This is a genomic window from Streptomyces sp. NPDC026589, from assembly GCF_040638385.1.
In the GTDB taxonomy this organism is placed as follows: domain Bacteria; phylum Actinomycetota; class Actinomycetes; order Streptomycetales; family Streptomycetaceae; genus Streptomyces.
On sequence record NZ_JBEZYG010000020.1, the window covers coordinates 145,088 to 157,149 of the forward strand.

The following is a 12,062-nucleotide window of genomic DNA, read 5'->3' on the forward strand; positions in this document are numbered from 1 at the left end:
GAGGTCAGCGCCCTGCTGCGTACGCGACAAAGCCCGCCCACGCGGCGGGGGCGACGGCGAAACGAGGACCCCGCGCGTTCTTGGAATCGCGTACGTGGACGGCGTCCGGGGCGGTCGCGACCTCGACGCACTCGCTGCCGTTGCTGCTGTCGCTGTAACTGCTCCGGAACCACCGCAGGTCGGACGCTTCCCCGGCGAACGGCTTGCACATCATGTCTCTCCCAGCACTTTCTCAATGAAGGCCGTCGACTCCGGAGGGGTGAGAGCCTGGGCACGGATCATTCCACACCGCAGATCAAGGATTCGGACCTGCTTCGGATCCGAGACCGGGCGACCGCCGAACGCCCCCTCGGAACGCCCTACCGCCGTGCCGTCCTTGAACTTCAGCACCTGGATCTCCCCATCGATTCCTGCGTGCTCTTCCCGATCCATCGGCATCACCTGCACGGTCACATTACGCAACTCACTCATGATCAGCAGGTGTTCGAGCTGGCGACGCAACACCATCTTGCCTCCGAGGGGACGCCGGAGCACCACCTCTTCCAGGACGAATCCGAGCGTCGGGGCGGGTGACCGCTCGAAGATGGCCTGCCGAGCCATACGCGCGACAACTCCACGTTCGATCTCCTCCTGCGGGTAGGCAGGTTGGCGCATCGAGAACAACGCTCGCGCATACTCGGTCGTCTGCAACAGCCCATGGACGCTGCTGTTGCCGTACGCAAGCACCTCCACCGCTGCGGCCTCCAGCTTCGCCAGCTCCCGGATCTTCTTCGGGTACCGCACCTCCGCCAGATCGGACTTCATCGCCGCGAGCTTTCCGTCCGCGCCCACCGCAAGGTCCGCCGCGTCCATGAACTCAGGACGGGGGATGCGCCGACCGCCCTCGACCTTGTAGACGAGGTCCTCGCCGTACCCCATGGCGGAGCCCAGCTCGCACGCCCGCAGGCCCGCCGCCTCGCGCCAGGCCTTGATCTGGCGGCCCACCGCCGCGACCACCGCCGCACCCGGCTCGTCATCGGGGTCGACGTCCCAGCCAGGCTCGTCCACCCCGCCGTCCCCACGCTCCGTACCGTCACCGACCACACTCATGCGAGCCCCGTTTCCAACGCGCCTGTCGTCCTTTTCCCAACCGCGCCCCTGCCCCGTACGTCACGGGGGACAGCCGGGACAAGGCTGGACAAGCCCCGGACACTCACCGTACGCAAGGGCTCGGTCACTGGGCACAGTACGCAGAGGCGGCCACGCTGAGTGACATGAATCGAGAAACCGCCCGCACCCAACACCTCCCCGTCGACCGTGCGTTCACCGTGCTGCTCTCCCCCACCCGCCGAGGGGCCCGGCTGGCCCGACTGCTCACCGCAGCCCATCTCGGCGCGTGGGGACTCCCGGCGGAAGCGGAGACGGCGGCACACATCGTGGCCGAGCTGGCGGCGAACGCCACGGTGCACGGGCGCGTGAAGGGCCGGGACTTCCAACTCGGCCTCACCGTCAGCGGAGGCACGCTGCGGATCGAGGTCACCGACACGCGCGGCGACAGCATTCCGCCCGGGCCGGGAGCGGTGAAGCCGCCCGAGGACGACGACTCGGAGACAGGGCGGGGCCTGATCATCGTGGAGGCGCTGGCCGACCACTGGGGCATCACACCCGGACCCGTTCCCCGTAAGACCGTATGGGCGGAGATCGACCTCGTACGGTGACGGCTTCCGCCGGGTCGCGCGCCGCCGCGACCCGGTGCGTCCCGATGGCCCCCGACCGGATCGTTCTCGGCCGCGACCTGGTGAAGCGCGACATCAACTACTCAAAGAAACAAGAGAAAGAACCCCACCCGACCCACCCCCGGCGACCACCTGACGCATCCCAGGGGCTCGTCACCCACACGGGTGAGGTTTGCCAACTCAGCTCGCTTTCGGGCGGGTTGTCCGGCATATGCTCACGCCAGCAACACCCCACCCGACATACGTCGGCCCCCGACCGGGACTGCAATCCCAACCGAGGGCCTGACCACCAAGGAAGAAAGCCGCTTCCCGATGGATACCCAGCAGAATACTGCGCTCACGCGCGCCCTGGCAGAGATTCCCGGACCCCTGCCCGCCTCCGGCGTGATCCACATCGTCATCCCGCACACCGACCGCTTCACCGTCGTCGGCAACCACCTCGCGCAGCACCCCGACCTCAGCTGCACCGCGATCGGCATCGCCGTACGCATCCAGTCACTGCCCCAGGGCGTGGAAGTCAGCATCAAGGCGCTCGCCGCCCACTGCCGGGAAGGCGAGAAGCGCATCGCCGCCGCCCTGCGCGAACTGGAAGCCCTCGGCTACCTGCAACGCCTCCGGGATCGGCTCCCCAGCGGCCGGGTCATCACCCGCACGGTCTTCTGCAACCAGCCCACAGCGCTGTTACGCCCCCGCCGTCAGGCAGCAGCACCCCCTCACGCCCAGGCACCGGCCCAGGCCCAGGCACCAACACAGGCACCGGACCCGGCCCCCGCACCGGCGGCGAGGCCCGAACAGCCCAGGCCGCCCGCCCAGCCCGAGCCGCCCGCACCCGAGACGCTCGCAGCTCCGCCCGCACCGCCGCCGCCGCCCTCCTTCGTAACGCCCACGGCCCCGCCCCCACTCTTCGTACCGCTGGTCCCGCCCCCGACCGCACCCAAGCCGCCGCCCCGCCCCCTCCCCCGCCCCAGCGAGCCCACCCCGGAACTCGACCGCGCGGCCACCGCGTTCCTCAGCGACCTGCACCGCCACGCGCCCCAGTTCACGCTCTCCGAGGACGACGTCCGTCGCCTGGTCCCCGGTGTCGCGGCCTGGCTCGAACGCGCCGCCCGCCCCGAGGCGATGCGCCACGCCCTCACCGACGACCCGCCCCACCCCCTCAAGCACCCCGCCAAACTCCTCAAGTACCGGCTCACCGAACTGCTCCCGCCACCGCCGCCGGGCATCCACGACCTCGCCGCACTCGCCCGCCCCCGCATCACGGTCACGCCCTTCCAGACCTGCGACGACTGCGACCGAGCCTTCCGCTCCCCCACCCCCGGCCGCTGCCGCGACTGCCGCGAACACCGCACGCACCAGGCGCACCGAACCGAAGAGGTGCGGACCGCCGCGTGAGGGCCTTGCTCCACGGTGCTGATGGAAGCGCGAGAGGTGTCATGGTCGAGGCAGTCGTCGGACCGCCCGACAGCCAGGTGATCACCGTCGGGCGGCTTGGCGGCTGGAACCTAGTCCTGGAGCGCGGAGACCAGGCTGGCGACGGTGACCGTGTTGAAGACGAAGGCGATGACCGCGTTCGCCGAGATGGTCCGCCGCATGGCGCGGGAGGTCACGTTGACGTCGGTGGTGCCGAAGGTCGTCATGACGGCCACGGCGAAGTAGACGTAGTCGGCCCAAGCCGCAGACCCCGCTCCGGGGAAGTCGAGCGCCGCTTCGTTCTCCACCAGATTGTCGGCCTGGAAGGCAACGGCGAACGCGACGACGACGCAGGTCCAGGCGATGACGACGAGCGACAGCGCCATCAGCGCGCGCGGCCCCTCGGCGAAGGTGGTGCTGAGGTGGCCGGGCAGCCACACGACAGCCACGGCCAACGCGGCTGCCGCGATGAGAATGGACGCCCCAGGACCGGGCGCGGTGCCCAGGACGTACCGCTGAAGGAACGTGCCTCGGGCTTCGCGGTCCGCCCAGGTACGGATCTGCTCCGGCGAGGCGCTCAGGAAGGCGGTCAAGGTGAGGGCCAGGTACGGGAACAGGTAGGCGAAGAGCACCAGCACGCCGACGTCGTAAGCCGAGATCCGCACGACACTGTCGAGGGGCAGCACCAGGGCCGCGCTCACCGAGATGAGCAGGCACGCGAGTGAGCGGCGTCGTTCGGGCAGCCAGGAATTCACGGACGGGCTCCTCCGGGCATTCACGGTGCGGATGGCGGCGACGCTAGACGAGTCGGCTCCCGCCGGGGCCGTGGGCTCTCGCGGCGTCCACGAGGTGGTGCGTACCGTCCCCCGAACGGCGCACGGAGGTCCGCTGACGTGTCGCCTCACACGTCGGGAGTGCCGAGTGGCGGGTGCCGCATAGTCTGCCGAACTGTGGACACCCGACGCGCTGGTCAGCAGCTCCGACTCATTGCCGAGGTCATGGAGGTCGCCGAGGCGAACGACGTCGCCGTGTGGCTTCGCGGTGGCTGGGCGATGGACTTCTTCCTCGGCGAGATCACGCGGGACCACGGGGACATCGACTGGTTCGCGTGGGAGGACGGCGCGGGGAAGCTGGCCGCCGCCCTGGCGCGGAGCGGCTATGAGCCGGTCGCCGGACCACCACCACAGCAGCAGCTCGACTTCGTCAAAGCCGGTCTGGAGATCAGCGTCACGCTCCTGGCCGAGGACGAGGCCGGCCGCACCTGCGTCGCCGGCGGCCCGTGGGCCGGCACCCTGTGGCCCGAGGCCATGCCCGCTGCCGCCCCTGGTCGCCTCGCCGGCCTGGAGGCCTCCATCGTCAGCCCACAAGGACAGATCGAGATCAAGCGAATGACTCCGGTCTGGGTGCCCGGTATGCCGCGCCGGGCCAAGGACGCCGAAGACATCGCCCGCCTGGAGGCGGCGCTGTCCCAACGCGGCGCGCGACACGCCTGAACCCCTCGGGGGCAATCATCCGGTCCGGCCGTGCGCGCCCATCAGCCGGGCCGCCTCGTCGTACGGTCCGGCCAACACGCGCGGACGCCACCGGTGCCGCGGGCCGCGGGCCGCGGCTACGATCCCAGCCCATGACGTCCATAACGCGCGACGAAGACGAGAACGGGAACGGGACTGGGAACGGGACTGGGAACGGGACTGGGATCCAGGGCGCCGACCAGTACGAGATCGACACCGACCCGGACCGCATCGACATCGGCCTGGTGCACCACTGGCTCTCCACCGACGCCTTCTGGGCACTCGGCCGCAGCCGTGACCTCGTCGAGCGGTCCATGCGCGGGTCGCTCAACTTCGGTGTCTACGGCCCCGACGGGGCCCAGGTCGCCTACGCCCGGGTCGTCACGGACCGGGCGACCTTCGCCTGGCTGTGCGACGTCTACGTGGACCCGGCGCATCGCGGCCGGGGCCTGGGCGTACGGCTGGCGACCGCCGTACGCGACCACCTCGCCCCGTACGAGCTCAAGCGGACTCTCCTCGCCACGCTCGACGCCCACGAGCTGTACGCCAAGGTCGGGTTCGTCCCCGTGACCGACCCCACGATGCTGATGGCCCTGAGCGCCGAGCGGTAGTTGGGCACCGTGCCGGACAGAGACAGGACCCCGCCCCGCGAGGCCGGCCCGCACCACGCCCTTGCCGCCCTGCTCACACGGGAGTTGGGGGTGGAGTTCGAGGCAGCCCACGACCCGGAGACGGGACGGTGGACGCTGGAATGGACGGACGGCGAGACGGTCGAGGGCGTGGAGCGGGCGGTCCGGGCGGTCGGCGGCCCGGAGGCTGCGCCGGGTCTCCACCACGGTCTCCTCCAGGGGCTCGACTACCGGCGGCGGCTCTCCGAGACCGCCGTCGCCCTCGGAGCCGTACGGCTGACGACCTCCACGGGCGGGTCAGGGCCACGGCCCCTGGTGGACGCGACCGCCGTCGAGGCGTTCTGGCGGGACGTCCGGCTGCCCAGCCCGCTCACCGAACGCGAGGCGCTGCTCGTGTACGGCCTGATCTACCAGGTCCACGACGACCACCGCCGCAACGAGGCCGAGCCCGAGCAGATCTGCCGTCTCGTCCGGCAGGCGGGACTCGCGGTGATCCTTCTCCGCAGGCCGGAGGCGCTGACCCCCGCCGAGCTGCTGACCGCCCGCTACGCCAGGTCGCACGGCCACCCGGCCTGGCGGTACTGGCTGGTCCCGATGGACAACGCGCGGCTCGTACAGGCGGTGCACGAGGACCGGACCGCCACGGCCGAACACCTGAGGGCCGCCCTCACACTCACGGCGGCGCTGCCCGGCACCCCGGAGACGGTCACGTCCCGACTCCGGGCGCGGCTGCGGCGTTGCGGCTGAGTCGTCGGGGTGGGCAGGCGGTCAGTGAGCGATGCCGTCGATCAGTTCCCTCGCCCCCTGGCGCAGCAGGCTGACCGCGACGGAGGTCCCCAGGGTGGCCGGGTCCAGCGCTCCGGCCCACTCATGGGCGTTGAGGACGGTCTTGCCATCGGGGGTGAACATACGGGTTCCGACGAGAAGCGCCGATGCCCATGTTGCGGTGGTTCCAAGCATGTTGGACCGCCCGGGCAGGTGTGCGAGGACGTCGTCGACCCGTGCCTGGTGGCCGCCGGGCCCGCTACCCCCACTCCGCCACCACCTCCCCGTCCTCCTCCACCCCCGTCGGGCGGAAGCCGAGCGAGGTGTACAGGTGTGCGGGCGGCCTGGTTCTCCGGGGCGTAGGAGAGGCGCACCGCCGTGCCGTCCTCGCGGGTGGAGAGCCAGGACGCCAGGGTCCGTACGGCGGCCCGGCCGATGCCCGCGCCCTGGTGGGCGGCGTCGATCAGCATGCCGCCGATCCAGTGCGAACCGTCCTCGTCCCGGGCCCACATGAGGTGCCCGGCCACCTCGTCGCCCGCGCAGACGGCGAGCGAGGTCCAGGTGTCCTCGCGGCTGCTCAGTACCAGGTAGCGGGCGGCCAGGGCCGGGACCCAGTCGCGCTGGTCGTCGCGGGGCGCGCTGTCGGCGACCGCCCGCCAGTTGTCCGCGTCCACCTCGTGGAGGGTGACGGGGCGGCCGGTGTTGTCGGAGTGTCCGTGGTCGATCATCCGCGCAGGGTAGGTTCCCCGGGCGACGCTCGACCACGGGTTTACGGCTGCGGCCGCGTCCTTACGGCTGCGCCATCGCCTGCCGGAAGCCCGTGTTCACCGCGAGGATCCCGCCGTCCACGCGCAGCGTCGTCCCGGTGATCCAGGCCGCGTCGCTGGAGGCGAGGAAGGCGACGGCGGACGCGATGTCCTCGGGGGTGCCGACGCGTCCCAGCGGGTAGAGGGCGGCGGCCCGGTCCAGTTCGGCGTCGCGGCCCGCCCAGGCGTCGGTGCGGATCGTGCCGGGGGCGACCAGGTTGACGCGTACACCGCGCGGTCCGGCGTGGCCCGCCAGCGTACGGGTGAGGCTGTTCAGGCCCGCCTTGGCGGCACTGTACGCGTGGCCGCCGAAGTCCTGTTCGCCGTTGACCGAGCCGATGGTGACGATCGCGCCCCGGCCCGAGGCGACCAGGTGCGGCAGCGCGGCGCGGGCGCAGCGGAACGGGCCGGAGAGGGTGATGTCCAGGTCGCGTTCCCAGACCTCGTCCGTCTCGTCCTCGAAGAGCGGCTCGTCCTCGCCCGCCGCGTAGGCGTTGTTGACCAGGACGTCGAGCCGGCCGAAGGCGGCGACCGCGTGGGCGACGGCCGCCTCGACCGCCGCCCGGTCGGCCACGTCGCAGACGAGGGATTCGGCGGTGCCGCCCGCCTCGCGTATCGCCGCCGCCGTGTGGGCGGCGCGCTTCGCGTCGAGGTCGGTGACGAGGACGGAGGCCCCTTCCGCCGCCAGGCGACGGGCCGTTGCCGCGCCGATGCCCTGGCCGGCGGCGGTGATCAGGACGCTGTATCCGGCGAAGCGGGCGGCCGGTGTCCGGTCGGATGCTGGAGTCATAGCGCCGACCGTACTGCCCTGACCAAGGCCTGGGCACGGGGGTCGGCGGTGACTCCCTTCTGGAGGCCGTTGGTGACATAGCCCAGCGCGATGCCCGACTCCGGGTCCGCGAAGCCCAGCGAGCCGCCCCGGCCCGGGTGCCCGAACGATCCGGGGCCCAGCAGCGGCGCCGCCGGGCCGTGCAGCATGTAGCCCAGGCCGAAGCGGGTGTTGACGACCAGCACCCGGTCCGGGCCCGCCGACTCCTCCGTGCGGGCCAGGGTGAGCGTGGCGGGGGCGAACAGGCGGCGGTGGCCGTCGACGGGGCCGATCATCGCGGCGTAACAGCGGGCCAGGCCCCGGGCGGTCGCGATGCCGCCCGATGCGGGGAGTTCGGCCGCACGGTAGGCAGGGTCGTTCTCGTCGGGGAACGGGTCGATCGCGCCGAACGCCCTGCGGGTGAGGGAGTCCGGGTCCCGGTAGGCCTCGACGACGGAGCGCTTGGCGCGTACGCGCAGGGCGCCCGACGCGGTGGCCGCCGCCGGGGGCTCCACCGGGCCGATGCGGCCGATGCGATGGGCCTCGTCGGCCGGGAGCCCGAACCAGAAGTCGAGGCCGAGCGGGCGGGCGATCTCCTCGGCGATCCAGCGGCCGATGGTGCGGCCGGTGGCGCGGCGGACCAGTTCGCCGATCAGCCAGCTGTAGGTCTGGGCGTGGTAGCCGTGGTCGGTGCCGGGCTCCCACTGCGGGCGCTGGGCGGCGACGGCGGCGGGTCCGGAGACCCCGTCGGCGGCCTCGGCGGGGGTGAGGGCGGTGTCCAGGGCGGGGACCCCGGCCCGGTGGGCGAGGAGGTCGCGGACGAGGACGCGTTCCTTGCCGTTCGCCTTGAACTCCGGCCAGTAGGTGGAGACCGGGGCGTCCAGGTCGACCTGCCCGCGCTGGTGGAGCAGCAGGGGGACGGCGGCGGCGATGCCCTTGCCCGCCGAGCGGACGATCTGGACGGTGTCGACGGCCCACGGTTCGGGACCGTCGACGTCACGCGTACCGGCCCACAGGTCGACGACCTTGCGCCCGTGGCGGTAGACGGCGACGGCCGCTCCGCGCTCCCCGCGCTGCTCGAAGTTGCGGACGAACGCCTCCGCGACCGGTTCGAACCCGGGCGCGACCGTGCCCCGTACGTCCACGGTGACGGCTTGGACCACGGCTTCTGTCACGGCTTCGGTCCCGGTCACGTCCCCTCCCGTGTGTGGTTCGGTTCCCGCGCCTGATCCCGATACCGTGCCTGGTTCAGCCCCCGGGCCCGGTTCTGCTCCCTTGCCTGATCCCGATCCCGATCCCGCTTCCGCGCCCGCCGTCGTGCTCACTCCCGCGCTCCCGCTCATCCCCCCATGGTGCACGTCCCGGCAGGGTGTTCGGGGAGCGGGTCGCCGCGGCCACCGTGCCGTCACGACCTGTTTACGCCGACGGAACCAGAGCTCAAGGGGCGTACGGCAGATCGTGGGTGACCGTCAGCGCGGTGACGTCGGCAGGTGCATCGATCAAATCATCGGGTACACGAAGGGGAGACTCCGTCTCCCGCCTGGTCCGCACGGTCTCCACGCCCGTGCGGACCAGGTCCTGCGGACGGGGCCATGAACCCATCAGTAGTAGTGCCCTCCTGCGAACTGCGCGCAAGGGCGGAAGCCCGGCAGGTAGATCGGGCCTATCGTGCCACTTACGTAAAATATGGGACATTAGAGGGCAGAGCTACGCATATATAGGAGGAGCCGGCCCATGTCCCCTGTGATCGAAGTACATGCGCGCGCCCGGCTCATCACCGATGGTCCCCTGACCCGCCCGGTCCCCGTCGACCTGCGCTACGACCCCGCCGACGAGCGGCGCGCCGTCCACATAGGGCTGCCCGACGGCACCGACTGGTCGTTCGGCCGCGACCTCCTGGAGCGCGGCCTGCGGACCCCGATCGAGCGCGGCGACGTCCGCGTCTGGCCGTGCGGCCGTACGCAGCTGATCGTGGAGCTGCACTCGACGGACGGGGTCGAGGTGTTCCAGTTCGAGATCCGGACGCTGATCCGCTTCCTCGCCCGCACCCGTGCCCAGACACCGACCACCCCACCGGACGCCGACCGGGAATCCCAGCCGCAGCCGCCGTCCCGCACCGCTCGCCCGGAGCGCAGCACGCAAACGGAACGCGGCGCACGGACGGAACGGGGCGCGCAACCCGAGCGGGGCGCGCAACCCGCCCGCGGCTGAGCGCCGCCGGCAAGGGCCGCCAGGACGAGCGCCGGGAGAGTTGCTCAGCCGCGGCCTGCAACCGGTCCGGCAGGGCCGCCCGACGTCGCGTCCGGTGCCGCAGCCGACGTCGCGCCCGGCGCCACAGCCGACGTCGCGCCCGGCGCCACAGCCGACGTCGCGCCCGGCGCCACAGCCGACGTCGTGCCCGGCGCCACGGCCGGCGCCGGCGCCGGTGCCACATCCGACGCCGCATCCGGCGCGGGCACCGTGTGGAGAATGTCGCGGGCCTGCTCGGCGGCGCGCGCTATGCCCTCGGAGACGAAGTCGAGGAAGCGGGCGACGTTCTCCATGCGGATGGCGGCCGGAGTGCCGGGGCCGAGGACACCCACACCCTGCCGCGCGGTGTCGACCAGTTGGGCGGTGGCCCGGGCGCTGACCATCATCGACTGGTACCAGATGTCGTCGTCGACGATGTAGCGCTCGCGCCGGCGCTCGTCGCGTTCCCGGCGGACCATGCCCTGACTGTCGAGGAACGCGATCGCCTTGGAGATGGACGCCGGGCTGACCTGGAGGCGCTGGGCGAGTTCAGGGGCGGTGAGGCTGCCCGAGTCGGTGAGGGTGAGGCAGGCCAGCACCCGGGACATCATCAACGGCATGCCCGAACTCATGATGCTGGTGGTGAACTGCTCCTCGTACTCCCGCACGGCCTCGGCATCGCGCCCGTAGGGCTGCGCCGACGCCTGCGGCTCCCGGGGGGCGGCCTGCTTCCGCCGGTGCGCACGGTGTTCGGTGGCACGGTGAGCCAGGTCGGCGCGGTAGGCGGTGGGGCCGCCGTTGCGCATCACCTCACGCGTGATGGTCGAGGTCGGACGGTCCAGACGCCTGGCGATCTCCGCATAGGCGAGGCCGTCGGCCAGCCCCAGCGCGATCTGCTGACGTTCCTGCTGAGTGAGCCTGCCTCCCGGCATCGGGTTCTCCTTCGTGGTCCACGGAGCCCCCATCCTAGCGTTCACCGTCAATCTATTGCAACGCACCACTAGCTGACGTTGCGTTAAACGCGAAGCGCATTGCAACGAATTTGCGGCTTTGACCTGCGAATACATAGGCCACCTGCAACGAACCTGTTGAGCAATCTGTAAATGCAACGTAGCTTTTCCCTCATCGGAAACGACGAGCGCAAGGAGAGCACGATGCAGAAGTTCGACACCACCGCCCCGGTCACCGCCGTCCTCGACATCCCCGCCGGACGCGTCCAGTTCATCGCCGCCGACCGAGGCGACGCCACCGTCGAGGTCCGGCCCGCCGACGCCTCCAGGAGCCGGGATGTGAAGGCCGCCGACCGGATCGAGGTCGCCTACGGCGACGGCGTCCTGCGCATCGCGGTCCCGGCGGCCGGAAACCGGCTCCTCGGCGACTCGGGTTCCGTCGAGGTGACCGTCCAACTGCCCACCGGGTCCCACGTCGAGGCGCGCTCGGGCGCCGCCGAACTCCGCGGCGTCGGACGCCTCGGCGATGTCGCCTTCGACGGCGCCTACCGCCGGATCAAGATCGACGAGGCGGCGAGCCTCCGCCTCACCGCGGTCGAGGGTGACGTCGAGGTCGGCCGGCTGGGCGGCCCTTCGGAGATCAGCACCACACGGGGCGACATCCGGATCGCCGAAGCCATGCGCGGCGCGGTCGTGCTCCGTACCCGGTCCGGCGACATCTCGGTCACCGCCGCCGCCGGTGTCTCGGCCGCCCTGGACGCGGGCACCGACCACGGCCGCGTCAGCAACGCCCTCAAGAACGACGGCACCGCCGGACTCGACATCCGCGCCACCACCTCCCACGGCGACATCACCGCCCGCAGCCTCTGACCGCGCGCAGTCTCGGACCGCCCGCCTCGCTCCCCGAACGCACCCCGCGAACACACCCCGCGAACGCCCCCCAATGCACCCCCGAACGCACCCGCCCGAACGCACTCTTCGAGGAGCAACGACCATGACTCATCCGGCCATCGCGGCAAGCGGGCTGCGGAAGTCCTACGGCGACAAGTCCGTCCTCGACGGCATCGACCTGACCGTCCCCGCAGGCACGGTCTTCGCCCTGCTCGGCCCCAACGGCGCCGGCAAGACCACCGCCGTCAAGATCCTCTCCACCCTCATCTCCCCCGGCGCCGGCTCCGGCGCGATCCGCGTCGGCGGGCACGACCTCGCCACCGACGCCCAGGCCATCCGCGCCACCAT

General features: G+C 71.7%; 14 protein-coding genes and 2 pseudogenes. 8 read left to right on the top strand and 8 right to left on the bottom strand.

Translation table 11 applies throughout. The annotated features are described in order from the left end of the window. Positions 1-4: 4 nt before the first annotated feature. Together AB0F29_RS29930 and AB0F29_RS29935 are read right to left on the bottom strand one after the other, a co-directional pair. Positions 5-214 carry a DUF397 domain-containing protein gene (locus tag AB0F29_RS29930; RefSeq protein WP_361878372.1) on the bottom strand — a complete coding sequence of 70 codons (210 nt, stop codon included), beginning with the start codon at positions 212-214 and terminating at the stop codon, positions 5-7. Further along, on the bottom strand, positions 211-1,089 hold the full coding sequence (locus tag AB0F29_RS29935; protein WP_361878375.1) for a helix-turn-helix transcriptional regulator: 879 nt from the start codon (positions 1,087-1,089) through the stop codon (positions 211-213). The genes AB0F29_RS29930 and AB0F29_RS29935 overlap by 4 nt, the downstream gene beginning before the upstream one ends. Positions 1,090-1,253: 164 nt before the next feature. On the opposite strand from AB0F29_RS29935, the gene AB0F29_RS29940 reads away from it, so the two are divergent. Both AB0F29_RS29940 and AB0F29_RS29945 read left to right on the top strand, forming a co-directional pair. Continuing rightward, positions 1,254-1,697: an ATP-binding protein gene (locus AB0F29_RS29940; protein WP_361878378.1), complete on the top strand. Its 444-nt coding sequence runs from the start codon at positions 1,254-1,256 to the stop codon at positions 1,695-1,697. Between the two features lie 330 nt (positions 1,698-2,027). Further along, positions 2,028-3,107: a hypothetical protein gene (locus AB0F29_RS29945; RefSeq protein ID WP_361878381.1), complete on the top strand. Its 1,080-nt coding sequence runs from the start codon at positions 2,028-2,030 to the stop codon at positions 3,105-3,107. Between the two features lie 110 nt (positions 3,108-3,217). Here AB0F29_RS29945 and AB0F29_RS29950 read toward each other — a convergent pair whose 3' ends face one another. Continuing rightward, positions 3,218-3,880: a DUF1345 domain-containing protein gene (locus tag AB0F29_RS29950; RefSeq protein ID WP_361878384.1), complete on the bottom strand. Its 663-nt coding sequence runs from the start codon at positions 3,878-3,880 to the stop codon at positions 3,218-3,220. A 195-nt stretch (positions 3,881-4,075) separates the two neighbouring features. Here AB0F29_RS29950 and AB0F29_RS29955 point away from each other — a divergent pair, with 195 nt between their 5' ends. The 3 genes from AB0F29_RS29955 to AB0F29_RS29965 all read left to right on the top strand — a co-directional run bounded on the left by AB0F29_RS29955 (position 4,076) and on the right by AB0F29_RS29965 (position 6,012). After that, positions 4,076-4,618: an aminoglycoside adenylyltransferase gene (locus AB0F29_RS29955; RefSeq protein ID WP_361878386.1), complete on the top strand. Its 543-nt coding sequence runs from the start codon at positions 4,076-4,078 to the stop codon at positions 4,616-4,618. 131 nt (positions 4,619-4,749) lie between these two features. After that, entirely contained in the window at positions 4,750-5,247 is a 498-nt protein-coding gene (locus tag AB0F29_RS29960) for a GNAT family N-acetyltransferase (RefSeq protein WP_361878389.1), read from the top strand. Positions 5,248-5,256: 9 nt separating this feature from the next. After that, positions 5,257-6,012: a hypothetical protein gene (locus AB0F29_RS29965; RefSeq protein ID WP_361878392.1), complete on the top strand. Its 756-nt coding sequence runs from the start codon at positions 5,257-5,259 to the stop codon at positions 6,010-6,012. A 21-nt stretch (positions 6,013-6,033) separates the two neighbouring features. Here AB0F29_RS29965 and AB0F29_RS29970 read toward each other — a convergent pair. From AB0F29_RS29970 to AB0F29_RS29985, 4 genes and pseudogenes are all read right to left on the bottom strand, one after another. Then, positions 6,034-6,174 (bottom strand): annotated as a pseudogene (locus AB0F29_RS29970) (hydroxymethylbilane synthase); the annotation flags it as partial. 115 nt (positions 6,175-6,289) lie between these two features. Then, a pseudogene (locus AB0F29_RS29975) lies at positions 6,290-6,758 on the bottom strand (GNAT family N-acetyltransferase). A gap of 61 nt (positions 6,759-6,819) precedes the next feature. Continuing rightward, a complete protein-coding gene (locus AB0F29_RS29980; RefSeq protein ID WP_361878395.1) occupies positions 6,820-7,626 on the bottom strand; it encodes an SDR family NAD(P)-dependent oxidoreductase in 807 nt (268 codons plus the stop codon). Next, on the bottom strand, positions 7,623-8,789 hold the full coding sequence (locus tag AB0F29_RS29985) for a serine hydrolase domain-containing protein (RefSeq protein ID WP_361878435.1): 1,167 nt from the start codon (positions 8,787-8,789) through the stop codon (positions 7,623-7,625). The genes AB0F29_RS29980 and AB0F29_RS29985 overlap by 4 nt, the downstream gene beginning before the upstream one ends. Before the next feature lie 589 nt (positions 8,790-9,378). Here AB0F29_RS29985 and AB0F29_RS29990 point away from each other — a divergent pair. After that, positions 9,379-9,855 (top strand): SsgA family sporulation/cell division regulator, encoded by a 477-nt coding sequence (locus tag AB0F29_RS29990; protein WP_361878398.1) that lies wholly within the window; start codon positions 9,379-9,381, stop codon positions 9,853-9,855. 44 nt (positions 9,856-9,899) lie between these two features. Here AB0F29_RS29990 and AB0F29_RS29995 read toward each other — a convergent pair whose 3' ends face one another. Then, on the bottom strand, positions 9,900-10,805 hold the full coding sequence (locus AB0F29_RS29995; RefSeq protein WP_361878401.1) for a helix-turn-helix domain-containing protein: 906 nt from the start codon (positions 10,803-10,805) through the stop codon (positions 9,900-9,902). 222 nt (positions 10,806-11,027) lie between these two features. On the opposite strand from AB0F29_RS29995, the gene AB0F29_RS30000 reads away from it, so the two are divergent. Beyond that, positions 11,028-11,693, top strand: coding sequence for a DUF4097 family beta strand repeat-containing protein (locus tag AB0F29_RS30000; RefSeq protein WP_361878403.1), 666 nt, complete (start codon positions 11,028-11,030; stop codon positions 11,691-11,693). A 124-nt stretch (positions 11,694-11,817) separates the two neighbouring features. Continuing rightward, positions 11,818-12,062: ATP-binding cassette domain-containing protein (locus AB0F29_RS30005; RefSeq protein WP_361878406.1), on the top strand; the 245-nt coding region annotated here is incomplete at its 3' end.

Bases quoted from the DNA above. Each gene is read 5' to 3' on its own strand.
- AB0F29_RS29930 (WP_361878372.1), bottom strand. From the start codon at position 214: ATGATGTGCAAGCCGTTCGCCGGGGAAGCGTCCGACCTGCGGTGGTTC.
- AB0F29_RS29935 (WP_361878375.1), bottom strand. From the start codon at position 1,089: ATGAGTGTGGTCGGTGACGGTACGGAGCGTGGGGACGGCGGGGTGGAC.
- AB0F29_RS29940 (WP_361878378.1), top strand. From the start codon at position 1,254: ATGAATCGAGAAACCGCCCGCACCCAACACCTCCCCGTCGACCGTGCG.
- AB0F29_RS29945 (WP_361878381.1), top strand. From the start codon at position 2,028: ATGGATACCCAGCAGAATACTGCGCTCACGCGCGCCCTGGCAGAGATT.
- AB0F29_RS29960 (WP_361878389.1), top strand. From the start codon at position 4,750: ATGACGTCCATAACGCGCGACGAAGACGAGAACGGGAACGGGACTGGG.
- AB0F29_RS29980 (WP_361878395.1), bottom strand. From the start codon at position 7,626: ATGACTCCAGCATCCGACCGGACACCGGCCGCCCGCTTCGCCGGATAC.
- AB0F29_RS29990 (WP_361878398.1), top strand. From the start codon at position 9,379: ATGTCCCCTGTGATCGAAGTACATGCGCGCGCCCGGCTCATCACCGAT.
- AB0F29_RS29995 (WP_361878401.1), bottom strand. From the start codon at position 10,805: ATGCCGGGAGGCAGGCTCACTCAGCAGGAACGTCAGCAGATCGCGCTG.
- AB0F29_RS30000 (WP_361878403.1), top strand. From the start codon at position 11,028: ATGCAGAAGTTCGACACCACCGCCCCGGTCACCGCCGTCCTCGACATC.